This is a genomic window from Yoonia sp. GPGPB17 (assembly GCF_037892195.1).
Classification (GTDB): Bacteria; Pseudomonadota; Alphaproteobacteria; order Rhodobacterales; family Rhodobacteraceae; genus Yoonia.
In genome coordinates this window covers 2,740,200-2,757,484 of sequence record NZ_JATACI010000002.1, presented here as the reverse complement: position 1 = coordinate 2,757,484, position 17,285 = coordinate 2,740,200, and the positions used below count along the sequence as shown (strand labels likewise).

General features: G+C 57.7%; 12 protein-coding genes, 4 pseudogenes and 1 riboswitch. Of the genes and pseudogenes, 6 read left to right on the top strand and 10 right to left on the bottom strand.

Going from position 1 to position 17,285, the window contains the following annotated elements; all coding sequences use genetic code 11:
* The first annotated feature begins 281 nt into the window (after positions 1-281).
* The 3 genes and pseudogenes from petA (at position 282) to QTO30_RS14540 (ending at position 3,094) form a co-directional block, all read left to right on the top strand.
* A complete protein-coding gene (petA, locus tag QTO30_RS14550) occupies positions 282-839 on the top strand; it encodes a ubiquinol-cytochrome c reductase iron-sulfur subunit (protein WP_340424814.1) in 558 nt (185 codons plus the stop codon).
* A gap of 12 nt (positions 840-851) precedes the next feature.
* Positions 852-2,205 (top strand): annotated as a pseudogene (locus QTO30_RS14545) (cytochrome b).
* Positions 2,206-2,215: 10 nt separating this feature from the next.
* Entirely contained in the window at positions 2,216-3,094 is an 879-nt protein-coding gene (locus QTO30_RS14540; RefSeq protein WP_340424813.1) for a cytochrome c1, read from the top strand.
* Positions 3,095-3,176: 82 nt separating this feature from the next.
* Here the strand turns inward: QTO30_RS14540 and QTO30_RS14535 are convergent.
* The 3 genes and pseudogenes from QTO30_RS14535 to thiB form a co-directional block, all read right to left on the bottom strand.
* Positions 3,177-3,867, bottom strand: a pseudogene (locus tag QTO30_RS14535) (thiamine ABC transporter ATP-binding protein); the annotation flags it as partial.
* Positions 3,854-5,382: pseudogene (locus QTO30_RS14530) on the bottom strand (thiamine/thiamine pyrophosphate ABC transporter permease ThiP). The pseudogenes QTO30_RS14530 and QTO30_RS14535, both read right to left, overlap by 14 nt.
* Positions 5,358-6,347 carry a thiamine ABC transporter substrate binding subunit gene (thiB, locus tag QTO30_RS14525; protein ID WP_340424811.1) on the bottom strand — a complete coding sequence of 330 codons (990 nt, stop codon included), beginning with the start codon at positions 6,345-6,347 and terminating at the stop codon, positions 5,358-5,360. Before thiB ends, QTO30_RS14530 begins: the two are co-directional and overlap by 25 nt.
* 36 nt (positions 6,348-6,383) lie before the next feature.
* Positions 6,384-6,486, bottom strand: a riboswitch (TPP riboswitch).
* 90 nt (positions 6,487-6,576) lie between these two features.
* Between thiB and aroC the strand changes: the two genes are divergently transcribed.
* The gene (gene aroC, locus QTO30_RS14520; protein WP_340424809.1) at positions 6,577-7,680 is read left to right on the top strand and encodes a chorismate synthase; all 1,104 of its coding nucleotides are present in this window, start codon (positions 6,577-6,579) and stop codon (positions 7,678-7,680) included.
* On the opposite strand, the gene QTO30_RS14515 is transcribed toward aroC, so the two are convergent.
* The 7 genes and pseudogenes from QTO30_RS14515 to QTO30_RS14485 form a co-directional block, all read right to left on the bottom strand.
* Positions 7,681-8,541 (bottom strand): DMT family transporter, encoded by an 861-nt coding sequence (locus QTO30_RS14515; RefSeq protein WP_340424808.1) that lies wholly within the window; start codon positions 8,539-8,541, stop codon positions 7,681-7,683.
* A 117-nt stretch (positions 8,542-8,658) separates the two neighbouring features.
* On the bottom strand, positions 8,659-8,949 hold the full coding sequence (locus QTO30_RS14510; protein WP_247228465.1) for an HU family DNA-binding protein: 291 nt from the start codon (positions 8,947-8,949) through the stop codon (positions 8,659-8,661).
* Positions 8,950-9,082: 133 nt separating this feature from the next.
* Complete coding sequence (locus tag QTO30_RS14505; RefSeq protein ID WP_340424807.1) at positions 9,083-10,564, bottom strand: AMP nucleosidase; 1,482 nt, start codon at positions 10,562-10,564, stop codon at positions 9,083-9,085.
* Complete coding sequence (gene ade / locus QTO30_RS14500) at positions 10,561-12,360, bottom strand: adenine deaminase (RefSeq protein ID WP_340424806.1); 1,800 nt, start codon at positions 12,358-12,360, stop codon at positions 10,561-10,563. The genes QTO30_RS14505 and ade overlap by 4 nt, the downstream gene beginning before the upstream one ends.
* A 41-nt stretch (positions 12,361-12,401) precedes the next feature.
* Positions 12,402-12,881 (bottom strand): tryptophan-rich sensory protein TspO, encoded by a 480-nt coding sequence (gene tspO / locus QTO30_RS14495; protein ID WP_340424805.1) that lies wholly within the window; start codon positions 12,879-12,881, stop codon positions 12,402-12,404.
* Between the two features lie 30 nt (positions 12,882-12,911).
* Positions 12,912-13,934, bottom strand: coding sequence for a 15-cis-phytoene synthase (crtB, locus tag QTO30_RS14490; protein ID WP_340424804.1), 1,023 nt, complete (start codon positions 13,932-13,934; stop codon positions 12,912-12,914).
* A pseudogene (locus tag QTO30_RS14485) lies at positions 13,931-15,468 on the bottom strand (phytoene desaturase). The gene crtB and the pseudogene QTO30_RS14485 overlap by 4 nt, the downstream one beginning before the upstream one ends.
* Positions 15,469-15,576: 108 nt before the next feature.
* Here QTO30_RS14485 and crtA point away from each other — a divergent pair.
* Together crtA and bchI are read left to right on the top strand one after the other, a co-directional pair.
* A complete protein-coding gene (gene crtA / locus QTO30_RS14480) occupies positions 15,577-16,278 on the top strand; it encodes a spheroidene monooxygenase (RefSeq protein ID WP_340424803.1) in 702 nt (233 codons plus the stop codon).
* Positions 16,279-17,280: a magnesium chelatase ATPase subunit I gene (gene bchI, locus QTO30_RS14475; protein ID WP_340424802.1), complete on the top strand. Its 1,002-nt coding sequence runs from the start codon at positions 16,279-16,281 to the stop codon at positions 17,278-17,280. It abuts the gene before it with no gap.
* The last annotated feature ends 5 nt before the right edge of the window (positions 17,281-17,285 follow it).

Sequence of the window (17,285 nt, the reverse complement as noted above, 5' to 3'; positions counted from 1 at the left end):
AAAATCCGCCGATTGCGGCAAAAAACGGCTACTTTGTGTCACACCCATTGCGGTGTATCTTGACCACAGGGAACAATCTGCACTGGCCCGATTCTCTGTCTGCGATTAACATTGTGTTGGGTATTGCCCACTTAAATATACGTCCTGTCGGCCTGCGCGGGATTGTCCGCTGGACGTTGAAGGCTTTGGTAGTTAAACAGCGCCAAAATTGACTGATCTTTGCATCGGTCTATTTTTTCGTGCGGGCAATTCGCCCATCAAAAGAATCGGAGATGCATCCAGTGTCACATGCAGATGATCATCAGGGCACACGCCGCGACTTTCTTTACTATGCCACCGCTGGTGCGGGTGTCGTCGTAACAGGGGCAGCGGTTTGGCCACTGGTAAACCAGATGAACCCTTCCGCCGATGTTTTGGCGCTCGCCTCAATCCGCGTTGATGTCAGCGCCGTTGATCCGGGCACACAGATTACAGTGCTGTGGCAAGGTAAGCCGGTCTTTATCCGGGCGCGTACCGAAGATGAGATCGCAGAAGCGCGCGCTGTTGAGCTCAGCGAACTGCCAGATGCGGACGCCAATAACGAAAATCTGGGTGAAGCTCCGGCAACTGATGAAAACCGCGCCTTGACCGAAGATGGCGTATGGCTGGTTCAGATGGGCGTTTGCACCCACCTTGGCTGTGTGCCTTTGGGCAACGCGGGCGATTTCCATGGTTGGTTCTGCCCATGCCACGGTTCACACTATGACACCGCTGGCCGTATTCGCCGCGGCCCGGCACCGCGCAACCTGCCTGTTCCGATCGCGTCCTTCGTGGACGAAACAACAATTCAACTCGGTTAAGGAGAAAAACCCATGGGCGGCATTCCCCACGACCATTATGAGCCAGGCACAAAAGGCGAAAAGTGGCTGCACAGCCGTTTGCCAATCGTTGGCCTGCTGTATGACACACTGATGATCCCCACACCCAAGAACCTGAACTGGATGTGGATCTGGGGTATCGTTCTTGTTTTCACACTTGTGCTGCAAATCATCACAGGCATCGTGCTTGTGATGCACTACGTGCCGCATGTTGATATGGCGTTCAACTCGGTTGAGCACATCATGCGCAACGTGAATGGCGGCCATATGATCCGCTATTTCCACATGAACGGCGCGTCGCTGTTCTTTGTGGCCGTGTATGCGCACATCTTCCGTTCGCTCTACTACGGTTCATACAAGTCACCGCGTGAGGTGACATGGATCGTTGGTATGCTGATGTACGTCCTGATGATGGGTACAGCCTTTATGGGTTACGTGCTGCCATGGGGGCAGATGTCCTTCCACGGGACTGCTGTTATCACCGGCCTGTTCGGCACAATCCCGTTCATTGGTGAGTCTGTGCAAATCTGGCTGCTGGGCACACCGAACGGTTCCATCGGACAGCCTGCGCTGAACCGTTTCTTCTCGCTGCACTACCTGCTGCCATTCATTCTGCTGGGTCTGACAATCGTGCACGTGTGGGCGTTCCACACGACAGGTAACAACAACCCAACCGGTGTTGAGGTGCGTCGCACATCAAAAGAAGACGCTGCAAAAGATACACTTCCTTTCTGGCCGTACTTCGTGATCAAGGATCTGTTTGCATTGGCGATCATTCTTGCGGTGTTTGTTGCGGTTGTTGGTTTCATGCCAAACTATCTGGGTCACCCGGATAACTACATCCCTGCTAACCCGCTAGCGACGCCGTCGCATATTGTGCCGGAATGGTACTTCCTGCCGTTCTACGCGATTCTACGGGCATTCGACCAAGAGGTCTGGCTGGTCATTGCCGTGAACTGGATCACATTCGGCATTGTCGACGCAGCCTTCTTCGGCGTTGTGGCGATGTTCGGCGCGATCGTCGTGATGGCGCTGGCCCCTTGGCTGGATACCTCTACAGTGCGGTCCGGTCGCTATCGCCCGATGTTTAAATGGTGGTTCTGGCTGTTCGTCGTTAACTTCATCCTGCTGATGTGGGTTGGTGCGCGTCCGGCTGAAGGGATCTACCCCTACATCGCCTTGCTCGGGTCGACCTACTGGTTTGCATACTTCCTCGTCATCCTGCCTCTGCTTGGCGTGATCGAGAAGCCAAACACGCCGCTTCAACGCAACCATCGAAGAAGACTTCAACGCGCACTACGCGCCGAAGAGTGACGGCGCCAAGCCCGTCGCGAACCCGGCCGAGTGAGAGAGGACCAATGAATATGTTCCGTAAATTCACACTCACCGCTGCAACAGCGCTTGCCCTAACAGCAGGGCAAGCCATGGCTGCCGAAGTCGAGGTCGAGATCACTGACTACGCGTTCCCGTTTGAGGGCCCGTTTGGCAGCTATGATCAGATGCAACTTCAACGTGGTCTTCAGGTCTATACTGAGATTTGCGCTTCGTGCCATGGGCTAGAGCTTGTTGCATTTCGCAACCTGCATGACGAAGGTGGCCCCGCGTTGCCAGAAGATCAGATGCGTGCCTATGCAGAGCAGTTCACGCTTTGGGATTGGGATGCGAACCCGCAATATATTGATCCTGAAACAGACGATCAGATCACGTTTTCACCGGCAAATACCTTCCCCGCAAACGAAGCGCAAAATGCGCCCGACCTCAGCCTGATGGCCAAGGCACGTGCTGGTTTCCACGGTCCTGAAGGCACGGGGATCAACCAGTTTGTGTATGGTATGGGCGGTGCTGAATATATCGCGTCGCTACTGACAGGCTACCACGAAGAGCCAGAGTGTGCGCTGGAAGGCGAACCGATGGACGGCTCTTATAACGTGGCCTTCGCTGCAGGCGGCTTCCCTGAAAGCTGCATCGATGAAAAGGGTAAGCACATGGTACCCGGCTCCTGGATCGGGATGGCTCAACCGCTTTGGGGCGACGACGTTGACTACGCAGACGGTCACTCTGCCGAGTTGGAAGACGTCGCTATGGACGTTGCGGCATTCCTGATGTGGACGGCAGAGCCAAAGCTGGTCGCGCGCAAGGAAGCAGGCCTGACAGGTGTACTGTTCCTAACGGTTCTGTCGGTGCTGCTGTACCTGACAAACAAGCGCCTGTGGGCACCACATAAGCACAAAGATTAAGTTTGAACTGATCTGACAAACACAAGGCCCGCTAATTGGCGGGCCTTTTGCTTTACATCAGGTGGACCCTTGACCCACCTTACCCAAGATAGGCTGCCAGCGCCGCATGGCGGGTTGTCGAACAACACATCTGTTGCCACCGGCGCATGGACCATCCCATCTGCGACCAACGCCGCCATGTCAGCAATCCGCCGGGCGTCAGCCGGATCGTGGGTCACCATAATCACCGTCTTCCCGCCCGCAACCAGCTTGGCCTTCACCAAATCCAGCATCTCATCCTTGAGCGCAGGGCCAAGTGCCGCAAAGGGTTCGTCCAGCAAAACAAGAGACCGGTTTGCCACAAGGACCCGCGCCAAGGCCACCCGGCTTTGCTGGCCACCAGATAGCGCGCCGGGTTTGCGATCACCAAAGCCATCCAGCCCGACATCGGCCAAAGCTGCGGCAACTACAGCTTCGTCTTGTGCGTTCAAACGCAAATCCGGGCGCAGCCCCAGCCCGACATTCTGCGCAGCCGTTAAATGCGGAAAAAGGTTGTTGTCCTGAAACAGCATACTGACAGGGCGCGCACCCGGCGCGGCGCCTGACAAATCGACGCCATCCCACAGCAACCGCCCTGATGCAGGCAACAGAAACCCGGCAATCGCCGCCAGCAATGTCGATTTTCCTGCCCCGGATGGCCCGATCAGCGCAACAGCCTTGCCCATCTCGAAGGCTACATCGGATCGCAGCGAGAACGACCCTTGGCGCAGCACCAGATTTTCACATGTCAGCATCCGCCCGCCCCCAACGATCACATATCCAAAAGAGCGTGAAGCTCAATGCCACCAGCAACAGCGCTGCTCCCGCCGCAGATTCCATGCGGTAAGCCCCCATCAACCGGTACATCGCCAGTGGCAGCGTTTCCTCGGACTGCCCCGCAAACAGGGCGATCACCCCAAGGTCCCCCATCGACAAGGCCGCCGCCAACCCGGAAGCAAACCCCAGCGGGCGTCGCACCCGGGGCAGAACCACCAAACGTACCCATGATCCTTTGGCCATATCCAGCGATAGCGCCAAGCGACCATAGTCTTTTTTGACTTGCGCGGCTGCCGGTGCAAGCGCGCGCAGCGCAAATGGCAAAGCTAGGGTCGCGTTCACCAGCATCGTGACCAGCAATGCAACATCAGCCGGGCGAATGAAGGGAAACACCAGCAAGAATGCGCCCGTTCCGACGACCAAACCAGACGCCGCCAGAGGCATGACCCCAACAACGGAAACCATCATGCCACCCCGTAGGGCGAGCGCGAGCGCCATCAGCACACAAAGCGCCGCCGATCCAAGCGCGACAACCACTGATCGTAGCGCGGCTACCCAGATTGTGGCTGGCATATTGAAGAACTCCGGCAATCCACGCAGAACGATCATGGTCAGTGGCAACAAAAGAAAGACCGCCGCCAAGATAATCACACCATAATCGACGCCCGGCCGCGCCAAATCCCACCGCTGTATGACACGGTCCAGCCCGGTCCCTATCGGATCATTGCCAGTGACCCGCCATGCCAAAACAGCGCCCAACACGCAGAGCACAAACTGAATGCACGCAAGCAAAGCCGCACGACCCAGATCAAAGTCAAAACGCACAGCCTGATAGATAGCCAACTCGACCGTTGTCGCACGCGGGCCACCGCCCATCGTCAGCGCCACGGCGAAGCTCGTCAGGCACAGCAGGAAGACGACAAGGAAGGTGCTGGGCACCACTGCGCGCAGCATCGGCACTTCCAGCAACCGCCACACCGGCACATTCAGCGAAGCGGCCAAGCGAAACCGTTCAGCCGGGATCGCCAGCCAGCCTTGCAAAATAAAACGCACGGCCAGCGGCATGTTGAAAAACACATGCGCCAGCACGACGCCATGCAGGCCGTAGATCGAAATGGGCGAGATACCCAACCATGCCAACCCGTCATTCAGCAGCCCAGCGCGACCAAAGATAGCAAGAAGGCCCAAAACGGCCACAATGACGGGCAACAGAAACGGTGCACCCAATAGCGTGATCAAGAGCTGGCGGCCCCAAAACCTGCGCCGCGCAAGGGCACGAGCAACTGGAATTGCCAACAATACACTGAAGAAAGCAGAAAGCAGCGCCTGCACAACCGTAAACCGGATTGCGGCCCAATCTGCGGGGGCCAGCCCGCCCCCCATTCGGCACGCCAGGCAACAGCACCCAGCGTACCAAGAGTTAACACAAGCACCAACGCCGCCGCAGCGGCGTCAGGCCATCGTGCAGTTACCGGGACAGCGCTGTGCGCCATTCATCCAGCGCCGCATCACGCTTTGCAGCCGCGTCCTCGGGCGACAACAGCAAAGATGTGCCGGGTGTGACCAATGTCTCAAACCCCTCTGGCAAGCCGCTTGCGGGCGTCACCGCCGGATACATCCAGTTTGTTGTCGGGATCACGCTTTGGAACCCATCGGACACCATGAACGCAAGGAACTGATCTGCAAGCTCCGGCTGGTCCGTGCCCGCAACTTTGCCCGCAACTTCGACCTGCATGTAGTGGCCTTCATCAAAAGCCCATGCAACCTTGCTGTCGTCTTCTTCAGCAATCAGGTGGTAGGCGGGCGATGTGGTGTAGGACAAGACTGCGTCCGCCTCGCCTTCAAGGAACATGCCGTAGGCCTCGGACCAGCCCGAGGTCACAGTGACGATATTGTCAGCCAGATCAGCCCAAAGCGCAGGGGCTTCGTCGCCGTAGGCCGTCTTGACCCACATCAGAAGACCCAGACCGGGGGTGGATGAACGCGGGTCCTGGATCACGATCTTGGTGTCACTGTCAGCCAATGCGCGCAATGACGCGGGCGCATCCGCACCTGCATTGCCAACGAAAGCGAAATAGCCCCAATCGAAGGGTAGAAACTCGGCGTCAGTCCATGCAATCGGCAGATCAAGATCAGCATCAACGCCATGCGGCGCAAACAATTCTGTTTCGCGGGCAGCTGCTGTGAGGTTCGTATCCAGACCCAGCACGATGTCTGCATCCGTTTGTGGTCCTTCCAACTGCAGCCGCGCCAGCAGTGCCGCACCGTCACCAGTGCCAACGAATTGTAGATCGCAGGCACATTCCGCCTCGAAGGCCGCTTCAATCGCGGGGCCGGGGCCCCATTCGGTGACAAAACTGTCGTAGGTCATGACTTGCAGCACTGGGGTCTCGGCCATGGCGCCTGTGGCACATAGGGCAAGTCCCGCAACAGCTGGCAGATAGGTGGTTGGTTTCATCGTATCCTCCAAATGCGACGGGCGGATTGGGGGATAGCGGGGTTGCTAAACCTTCCCTCCGCCGGTCTTAACCGGTTCAGGTTCTACGGGTCCGCATGATTGCATCTCAGCCACGCTGGTGGCCCCCCGAGGTAGGTCTTAGCTAAGCCGGTTTGGGCAGCGAGGCAAGGGAAAGCACTTGAGCCTGATTGTCACGCCCGCTAGACCCAAGCGGCAAAGGGGTACTTCTATGTCGATCAACAGCTTCGGTCATTTGTTTCGCTTCACTACCTGGGGTGAAAGCCACGGGCCTGCTTTGGGTGCGACGGTTGACGGCTGCCCACCGGGCGTGCCGCTTGAGGCACCGATGATCCAGCAATGGATGGACAAGCGCCGCCCCGGTCTGAACAAGAACACGACCCAGCGGAATGAACCTGATGCGGTGAAGATCCTGTCGGGTGTGTATGAGGGTAAAACGACGGGTACGCCGATCCAACTGATGATTGAAAATACCGATCAACGGTCGAAAGACTATGGCGATATCATCAACACGTTCCGACCCGGCCATGCAGATATCACCTACCACCAGAAGTACGGTCTGCGCGACCCGCGTGGGGGCGGGCGATCATCTGCACGGGAGACGGCGTCGCGTGTGGCCGCTGGGGGTGTGGCGCGCGAGGCGATCAATGCGATTGCGCCGGGCGTCCAGATCAAAGGCTATATGACCCAGATGGGCACAAAAAAGATCGATCCCGCCAAAATGGATTGGGACCAGATCGATCAGAACGATTTCTTCTGCCCGGATGCCGAGGCGGCAGCCGAATGGAACGACTACCTTGCATGGCTGCGCAAGGACGATCACAACTCTGTCGGCGCGATCATCGAAGTTGTCGCACGCGGCGTGCCCGCAGGCATAGGTGCACCGGTCTATGCCAAGTTAGACACCGATTTGGCTGCTGCGATGATGTCGATCAACGCGGTGAAGGGCGTCGAGATTGGCGAAGGCATGGCCGCCGCCGCGCTGACAGGCCGCGACAATGCGGATGAGATTTTCATGGGAGCTGATGGGCCAGATTACAGCTCGAACCACGCTGGCGGCATCCTTGGCGGGATCAGCACCGGACAGGACATTGTGGTGCGGTTTGCCGTAAAACCAACCTCATCAATCCTGTCGCCGCGCAAATCGATCCGCATGGACGGAACACCCACGGAAGTGATCACCAAGGGGCGTCACGACCCATGCGTCGGCATCCGCGCGGTACCTGTCGGCGAAGCCATGATGGCTTGTGTCATCCTCGATCACCTGCTTCTGGATCGCGGGCAAACGGGCGGCGTGCGCGGTCAGATCGGCTAACTACTGTTTCGACAGTTGCACGGCCAAGATACCTCCCGCGATAATCGCAACGCCAATAACGTCCAGAACGCCAATCACCTCGCCCAGCAAGACCGCCGCAATGGCGACCCCGAAGAACGGGTTGAGAAAGTGAAAGGTTGAGGCCTTCACCGCCCCGATGCGCCCCACAAGCAGGAACCAGACCAAAGTCGCCGCCAGCCCGGGCACCAAAGTGGTATAGACGAACGCGACAACCAACTGCCAGTTCCAAGTAACGTCCCAAACTTCGAGTGTCAGCGCAGGCGCCCAAAGAATTGCGCTGCCCACCAGCATCTGCAAGCCCACAATCATCAGCACATTGCCACCCGATGAGGCGCCCAGAACTGCAAGTGTTGCGATAGTCAAAGACACCACCCCGATCACACAAAGGATCAGCCCATAAACATCAACGCCACCCTGCAAGCGCGCGCCCATGATCAAGACCACGCCGATAAGCCCCGCGATAAGCCCCGCGATCCCCAAGGGCCTCACGCGATTGCCAAAAACGATCCAACCAGCCAGAGCGACCAGAAGGGGCATCGTAGAGGCAATGATTGCCGCCAATGACGCAGGTATCGTCTGCATCGCCACGAAATTTAAACCGAGGTAAAGGGCGTTTTGGCAGACGCCAAAGATCACCACACCCAGCCACTGCTTGCCCGATAGCCGAGCTGACTGTCCCAGCGCCCAAGCTATTGCAACGCCCAGCAACCCGGAAATGAGAAACCGCAACGCCAACGCGCTGAGCGGCGGCGCATACTCCACGATCACCCGCGCCGAGGTAAAGGCCGAGGACCACATCAGCGCGAACGCCAAACCCATTGCGATTGCTTTGATATCCATATCCGCCACCTATCGAAGAAGATCAGGATGGGAAATGCCAATCACGCGCCGCAACGGAAAAGGGCCGCCAATCTGGCGACCCTCTCAACATCTGCATCCTGCCTTTCGGCCGATGGCTTAGCCGTTCACGCTGTCTTTCAGCGCTTTGGCGATTGTCATTTTGACAACCTTGTCTGCGTCTTTCTTGATCTGCTCGCCCGTAGCTGGGTTGCGGACCATACGCTCTGGGCGCTCGCGGCAGTAGATTTTGCCAACGCCAGGAAGTGTCACAGCACCGCCGCCGGATACTTCTTTGGTGATGATGCCAGTCACAGCGTCCAGTGCGGAACCCGCCGCTTTCTTATCCATGCCTGTTTCATCGGCCAAAGCAGCAACAAGCTGCGCTTTTGTCATTGGTTTTGTAGCCATTGTTCTGGTCTCCCTCATTCGCCCCAGCAGTAGGGCCTATTACCCGCACATTTAACGGTATGTTGTGGCAGACCACAACGATTAGTGTAGGTTTACAAGGGAAAAAGCGCCACTTTTTGCGTTTTTTGGCTGATCAGAGGAAAGCCGTCTCCTCAAAACTGCGTAATTTCCGACTGTGGATGCGTTCAAGCGGCATTTCGCGCAGACGTTCCATCGCCCGAATGCCGATCATCAGATGCGCTGCCACCTGTGTTTTATAGAAGTTTGAGGCCATACCAGGCAGTTTCAGCTCTCCATGCAAGGGTTTGTCGCTAACACACAGCAGCGTCCCATAGGGCACCCGAAAACGGAAACCGTTGGCGGCAATTGTCGCACTTTCCATATCCAGCGCAATGGCACGCGATTGCGACAGGCGCTGCACGGGCCCCGCTTGTTCGCGCAGCTCCCAGTTGCGGTTGTCGATAGTCGCAACAGTGCCCGTCCGCATGATCCGCTTCAACTCGTAGCCTTCAAGTTCAGTCACATCAGCCACAGCCGTTTCAAGCGCAATCTGGATTTCCGCCAGCGCCGGAATCGGCACCCACACCGGCAAGTCATCGTCCAGCACGTGATCTTCACGCAAGTAAGCGTGCGCCAGCACGAAATCACCCAACCGCTGCGAGTTGCGCAGCCCAGCGCAGTGGCCGACCATCAACCAAGCATGCGGACGCAGCACGGCAATGTGGTCAGTCGCCGTCTTTGCGTTCGACGGGCCCACACCAATGTTCACCAAAGTGATCCCGCTGCCGTTGGCGCGTTTCAGATGATAAGTCGGCATCTGTGGCAGTTTGCCAGGCAAGGGGATGGGTGCATCTGCATCCGTGATTTCCACATTCCCGGTGCTCACAAAGCTGGTATAGCCGCTTTCGGGATCAGCGAGCATATGGCGCGCGTAGGATTCAAACTCTTCCACATAGAACTGGTAGTTGGTGAAAAGGACGTGGTTCTGAAAATGCTCTGCCGCCGTCGCCGTGTAATGCGCCAAACGCGCCAGTGAATAATCAACGCGCTGTGCGGTAAAGGGCGCCAAGGGCCGCGCGCCGTCGGGATAGGTAAATGTCTCACCATTCACGATATTGTCGTGCGTCGTGCTCAGGTCTGGGACATCGAAATTGTCACGCAGATTGAACTCCATCGAGCCGTCCTGCGGCACCGTCAGCCCCGGGTCATTTGCAGCCGCAAAATGTACAGGCATTTCGGTGCTCGACGCCCCGATCACAACCGGCACCCCATGACTTTTGATCAGCAGGCCAATCTGCTGCTCAAGATAGGATGCAAACAAATCAGGCCGGGTAATCGTGGTGGCATAAACGCCGGGCTCAGCCACATGGCCAAACGACAAGCGCGTATCCGTCTTGGCATAAGTCGTCGTCGTCAGGCGAATTTCCGGATAGTAAGCGCGTACTCGCGCTTCAGGCTGTCCGTTTATCAGTGCTTCGCCGAAGTTCTCGGACAGGAATTTCACCGCCGCGGCGTACAGCTCCTGCAACCGGGCGACAGCCTTCTTTGCATCGGTGAAACTCTCAGGTTTCGGGATATCAGGTGTCCGGATTGACACCTCTTGGGCCATATTCATGCATTTTCCTCAAATATTTCGGTAATCTCAAACTTGTCGACATCGACCAACCCCAGATCAGAAATCCGCAACGATGGGATGACAACAAGCGCCAGCAGCGAATGCTGCATATAGGCATTGTTCAATGTGCAGCCACAGGCAGCCATGGCCGCGACCATCTGATCAGCTTTGGCAGCGACCTCTGCGGCAGGGCTGTCAGACATCAAACCAGCGATGGGCAGCTCGACAAGCGCCAGTTCCTTCCCGTCTTTCCAAACAGTGACACCGCCACCGACTTCACCTAGACGGTTGGCCGCAGCCGCCATCATGGCGCGATCCGTGCCCACCACAATCATATGGTGACTGTCGTGCGCTACGGTTGAGGCCATGGCCATCTTACCAGTATACCCAAAGCCAGAGACAAAGCCGTTCACGACCTTACCGGTGCCTTGGTGCCGTTCCACAAGAGCGATCTGATATGTATCGCCTTCGCCCTCAACCCGCCCATCAACAACGGGCAGCTCAGCGGTCAATGCCTCAGTCGGTGCCTGGTTTTCGACGACACCTATGACCCTTGCTTTGACCTTGTTCTTGCCTTCAGGGGCTGGGATCGCAAAGTCCGTATCATCCAGCGCTTTCCCCATATGCACTGTGTTCCGCGCGTCGGCAGGCCAAGCGAAGTGCGGGCAATCAACCGTGATCTTGCCGTCCTTCCCGACGGTTTGACCGCGCGCAATGACCTCTTCAATCGGCAGCGTTGTCAGGTCAGACGTCAGGATCATATCGGCGCGGCGCCCCGGCGCGATTGAGCCAATCTCACGTTCCAGCCCAAAATGGGTGGCTGTATTGATTGTGGCCATTTGCAAGGCAATCACAGGATCACACCCGCAGGCAATGGCATGGCGCACAACGCGGTTCATATGTCCGTCATTGACCAAGGTGCCAGAATGGCAATCATCCGTGCACAAAATGAAGTTGCGTGGATCAAGACCCTTCTCGGTCACCGCGGTAATCTGGCTTTCCACATCATACCAAGCCGATCCAAGGCGCATCATTGACCGCATCCCATTGCGCACACGCGCAATCGCATCTGCCTCAGCGGTGCCTTCGTGATCATCCGCCGCTCCGCCCGCGACATAGGCCGAAAACGCGATACCCTTGTCAGGCGAAGCATAGTGCCCGCCCACTGTCTTGCCCGCATGCATCGTTGCCGCCATCTCGGCCAGCATCTGGGGATCACCGTTGATCACACCGGGGAAGTTCATCATCTCGCCTAGGCCAATAATGCCCGGCCACGCCATCGCCTCGGCTACGTCTTTCGCGGAAATCTCAAACCCGGTCGTTTCCAACCCCGGTGCAGAGGGCGCACAAGATGGCATCTGTGTATAGATATTGACGGGCTGCATCAGCGCCTCATCATGCATCATGCGCACGCCGCGCAGACCCAACACATTGGCGATCTCATGCGGGTCAGTGAACATAGTGGTCGTGCCATGGGGGATCACGGCGGCAGCAAACTCTGCCGGGGTCAGCATGCCGCTTTCGATATGCATGTGGCCATCGCAGAGGCCAGGGATCAGATAGCGGCCTTCGGCCTCGATCACCCGCGTATCGTCACCAATACAGTGCGAGGCATCTGGGCCAACATAGGCAAAGCGCCCTTCTGCAACAGCCACCTGCCAGCCATCCAGAATCTCGCGAGTCTGGACATTCACCAGCTTGCCACCGCGAATGACCAGATTTGCCTTATCGCGCCCTGCGGCGACGGCCACCAATCGGGAGGCAACTTCGGCCCATGATTTGAAATGCGTTTCCATCCCCAATGGTTTCACCGATTTGGGGGACGTTCAAGGGGGTCTCAGATGTTCTGAAGCTGCAATGGCTCTTGATCAGGATTCAGGCGAACCATTGCCATGTTCAAAGCGGCAGCAACGGTGACCCATGCCAGATAAGGCACAAACGCCAAGCCTGCCCAAAAATCCAGCTGCATATGGGTGATCGTTGCACCCAGCACCGATATCCATAGGCCCAGCATGATTGGGATAGACGCTTTGAGGTGGCGCAAGCCAAAGAAAACGGGCGTCCACAGCGCGTTGAACGCTATCTGCATCCCCCAGAAGGCCATCGCATAAGCGTTGCCTTCCAGGACGGCGACGCGCGCGCTAACAAAAGAAATGAACAGATAGATCGAGGTCCACATGACCGGAAACACCCAGTTGGGGGGCGTCCATGTCGGTTTATTAAGGGTCTTGTACCATTCGCCTGTCGGGAAAAGCGCACCGGTCGCGCCTGCGGCGAAAGTCGCGGCAAGGAACAAACAAAAAAGTAGAATATCCATCTTCGGGGCCTTTCAGGCTGCCCCATATACCTAAGCCATCGGGCGGTCAGTTCCAATGCCTGCATCACGCGCTTTTAGCTCTGCCAATATCTGAAGCACAGTGGTTGACCGGCCGTGGTCTGGCTTTGCACGGCTGGCCGCGTCGACAAGGAATGCCACCTCTGGAAGCGGCTTTGCGTAGATCACCGCTGATTTTGGCATGACCAATGACGTGGCCGTGCGGGCGCCCGCCTGCATCAACCAGCCCAGTTTCTGACGACCCGACGTGCGGGCGCGCATGGAAATGCTGTCATACCCCTGTCGGCGAAGTTGCTTTCCGATCCCCGCGTAAATCAACCGCGCCGCCCAGATCCCGGTGCGCGCTTGCAGAGGCAGGACATCAATTCCGGCTTCAGACCGCAGATACAGCCGGTTCGCCTCGGCCAGCAGACGTTTGACCATGCGCTGCACCTCGGGTGTGGGCAGTGGGTCGCGCACGAAATTCAGTGGGTCAATCCCAGCATCAGCCAACCAATCCAATGGCAGATAGATGCGGCCCATGCGGGCATCTTCGCCAACATCCCGCGCAATATTGGTCAGTTGCATTGCAACACCCAGATCGCAGGCGCGCGCCAATGCGTCAGGATCGCGTACGCGCATCAGCACGCACATCATCGCGCCAACAGCGCTCGCCACACGGGCTGAATAGTCTCTAACACTGCATAAAGTGTCATAGCGATGCGCGGCGGCATCCCATGCAAGGCCCTCTAAAAGCGCCTCTGGCAAGGCGCGCGGCATCTCGAAATCTTCAACAATCGCAGCAAAGGCCCGATCTTCTGGCGCGTTCTTCGGCGTGCCAGCATATGCGGCATCCAACCGCTCTTGCAGGCGAAAGACAGCGCCAGCCTGATAATCGCCTTCATCTACCTCATCATCCGCTAGACGGCAGAACGCATAAAGCGCAAGCGCCGGATCGCGGACCTTGGCAGGCAACAGTTTTGAGGCCGCATGGAACGATAGCGACCCATGGCGGATCGCCTCGCGACAATGTTCAAGGTCATCAGGGTGGATCATTCGGCGGCCACTTTCATCTCTGGCACCACGGGCGCATCCGGCACCATCTTGGCCAACACTTCCGCACTGGAGATCACACCGGGCACACCTGCGCCGGGGTGGGTACCAGCGCCAACCAGATACAGGCCCTTGGCCTCTTCGCTGATGTTATGCGGACGGAACCAAGCAGATTGCAGAATCCGGGGTTCGATTGAGAAGCCAGAGCCATTGGGCGACAGATAACGATCACGGAAATCCTCGGGCGTCAGCACCATTTCAGTGCTGATATGGTTGGCAAAACCCGGCAACGTCTTTTCGACCTCGGCTTGCACCTTGGCTTTGTAAATCTCAGCCTCTTTCTGCCAATCGACAGGGTCGTCAAAGCCCAGATGCGGGACAGGTGACAGCACATAGAACGTATCATCACCCGCAGGCGCAACGCCGGGGTCCGTTTTGGAAGGGCGATGGATATAAAGGCTCATGTCATCCGACAGCTTGCCCTTGATGAAGATATCGCGCAGCAACCCTTCGTACCGGGGCGCATTGGTGATCGTGTGGTGGCCCACATCGGGCCACATCTTGGCGGTACCTTTGGTGCCGAAATACCAGACGAATAGGCCCATCGACCATCGCCGCGATTTCAGCTTTTTATCGGTCCAGCGCTTGCGCGGCTGGTTGCGCAGCAGGCGTTGGTAGGTGTGACCCGCATCAGCGTTACTGACCACCAGTTGCGCTGGAATAGTCTCTGAATTCGCCAGCTTCACGCCTTTCGCCGCGCCATCTTCGACCAATATCTCGTCGACCTCGATACCTTGCCGTACCTGACCACCTTGCGACCGGATCACGCCCGTCATCGCCTGTGCAATCGCCTGTACGCCGCCCATCGCGTAGTGCACACCGAACTCCTTTTCGAGGTAAGCAACAAGGGCATACATCGAGGTCACATGCATCGGATCGCCACCAATAAACAGCGGATGGAATGACAGTGCCATGCGCAAACGGGGGTCTTTCACCCGGGCCTTTGCCAATCCCAGAATCGACCGGTCAGCACGTAGCAGCGCAAACTGCGGCAACACCTTGATGGTGTCCCAAAGGCGGTGCATCGGTTTGGCCACCATGCCCTCAAAGCCCACCACATACCGGGCCTCGCTGTCCTTCAGGAAACGCTTATAGCCCTTCACGTCACGCGGGCTAAGACGCGCAACCTCGGCCAGCATCGCATCGGTGTCCTGGCGCGCGGTAAAGGTTGATCCGTCCTGCCAGCGGACCTCATAAAACGGGTCCATCGGGCGCAGATCGATATCTTTGTGAAAGTCGCGCCCGCAGGCGGCCCACAAATCCTCATATACCTGCGGTACGGTGATAATCGTCGGCCCAAGATCGATCGGTGTCCATCTTGCGTGACAGATGACCCCCGGCCACCGGGCTTATCCAACCGGTCCAGCACGGTCACAGCATAGCCTTTCGCACCCAATCGCATGGCCGCAGCAAGGCCGCCAAGCCCTGCGCCGATGACAATTGCTGCGTTTGAATCACCCTTGACGTCTGTAAGCATGACTTAACAGTAGAGATGTAAGTTTAAGTTGACAATTCTTATCGTCACCATCTTCCCAACTTCGGCCAAATGTGTCAGGATTTGTTGACACACAGTGAGGATACGCTTGTGACTCAGACTGTTAGCCTATCGTTTTTTCGCTTTGCCGGGCCGCTAGCCCGTGCTTGGGCGTTGGCAATGATGGGCGCAGCAAGGCTGCCACTGTCACGTACACCTGACATCGGATTTTGGAAACTCTGCGGCTCTGGCACAGGCGAGGGGTTCACGCCGGTGCCGAACACAGCCGTCTATGCGATCCTGGCAACATGGCCAGATGCGAGGACCGCCCAAAACAGGACGCAATCAGGAATCTTTGCGACTTACCAAAAGTGGGCGGCTGAAAACTGGACCGTTTTCCTGCAAACACAAACCGCCCGCGGCGTATGGTCGGGCCAAACCCCTTTTGAGCCTTCCATTGCTGAGACATCCGGCCCTTTGGCAGCGCTGACGCGCGCCACGATCAAACCCCGTATTCTGACCCGGTTCTGGGGCCGCGTGCCAAATATCTCGGAAATGATCGGCAAAGACCCCAATGTCGCTTTCAAGATCGGCATCGGCGAAGTGCCCATGCTGCATCAGGTTACGTTCTCGATCTGGCCGTCTGAGCAAGCGATGGCCGGTTTCGCCCGCACTGGCCCCCACGCCGAAGCGATCCGCGCCGTCCGTGATGAAGGCTGGTTTCGCGAAGAGCTTTATGCTCGTTTCGCGGTCCATTCGGACCGCGGTACATGGAACGGCACCTCACCCCTAGCCAAACTTGAGGTTACCTAAATGCAACCCTTTCCATTCTCCGCCATCGTCGGTCAGGACGAGATGAAACAGGCGATGATCCTCACCGCGATTGACGCCAGCATAGGGGGCGTTCTGGTGTTTGGCGATCGCGGCACGGGCAAATCGACCGCTGTGCGGGCTTTGGCGGCTTTGTTGCCCCCGATCAAGGCGATCAAGGGCTGCCCGATCAACAGCGCCAAAGCCAAGGACGTGCCTGAATGGGCGGGCGTCACCGGGAAACGGGCGCAAGACATGCCGACGCCGGTCGTAGACCTCCCACTTGGCGCGACCGAGGACAGGGTGACCGGTGCGCTCGACATCGAAAAGGCGCTGACCAAAGGCGAAAAGGCGTTTCAGCCCGGCCTGCTCGCGCGTGCGAACCGTGGTTATCTGTATATTGACGAAGTGAACCTGCTTGAGGACCATATTGTTGATCTGCTCCTCGACGTTGCCCAATCGGGTGAGAACGTGGTCGAACGCGAAGGGCTTTCAATCCGTCACCCTGCCCGGTTTGTTCTGGTCGGGTCAGGCAACCCTGAAGAAGGGGAACTGCGCCCTCAATTGCTGGACCGTTTTGGTCTTTCCGTTGAAGTGGCCTCACCAAAAGAGGTGGACACGCGTGTCGAGGTCATCAAACGCCGCGATGCGTTTGAAAACGACAAGGCCGCCTTTATGCTCCGCTGGCAGGCTGAGGACGCGGCGATCCGAGACCGGATACTAAAGGCGCGGAAGTCGCTGTCTAAACTCAAGACATCCGAAAAGACACTGACGGATGTGGCTGAACTTTGCCTTGCGCTTGGCTCTGACGGCCTGCGCGGAGAGTTGACGTTGTTGAAGGCCGCCCGTTCCTATGCCGCGTGGCGCGATGATACGGCATTAACCCGCGCCCATGTCCGCGAAGTCGCCCCAATGGCCCTGCGCCATCGCCTGCGCCGCGATCCTTTGGACGAGGCTGGTAGCGGCATGCGCGTTGCCCGTACCGTGGAAGAAGTTCTTGGCTGACCGAC

Excerpts from the sequence above, each read along its gene's own strand:
- QTO30_RS14540 (WP_340424813.1), top strand. The coding sequence starts at position 2,216 with ATGAATATGTTCCGTAAATTCACACTCACCGCTGCAACAGCGCTTGCC.
- thiB (WP_340424811.1), bottom strand. The coding sequence starts at position 6,347 with ATGAAACCAACCACCTATCTGCCAGCTGTTGCGGGACTTGCCCTATGT.
- aroC (WP_340424809.1), top strand. The coding sequence starts at position 6,577 with ATGTCGATCAACAGCTTCGGTCATTTGTTTCGCTTCACTACCTGGGGT.
- QTO30_RS14515 (WP_340424808.1), bottom strand. The coding sequence starts at position 8,541 with ATGGATATCAAAGCAATCGCAATGGGTTTGGCGTTCGCGCTGATGTGG.
- QTO30_RS14510 (WP_247228465.1), bottom strand. The coding sequence starts at position 8,949 with ATGGCTACAAAACCAATGACAAAAGCGCAGCTTGTTGCTGCTTTGGCC.
- QTO30_RS14505 (WP_340424807.1), bottom strand. The coding sequence starts at position 10,564 with ATGAATATGGCCCAAGAGGTGTCAATCCGGACACCTGATATCCCGAAA.
- ade (WP_340424806.1), bottom strand. The coding sequence starts at position 12,360 with ATGGAAACGCATTTCAAATCATGGGCCGAAGTTGCCTCCCGATTGGTG.
- tspO (WP_340424805.1), bottom strand. The coding sequence starts at position 12,881 with ATGGATATTCTACTTTTTTGTTTGTTCCTTGCCGCGACTTTCGCCGCA.
- crtB (WP_340424804.1), bottom strand. The coding sequence starts at position 13,934 with ATGATCCACCCTGATGACCTTGAACATTGTCGCGAGGCGATCCGCCAT.
- bchI (WP_340424802.1), top strand. The coding sequence starts at position 16,279 with ATGCAACCCTTTCCATTCTCCGCCATCGTCGGTCAGGACGAGATGAAA.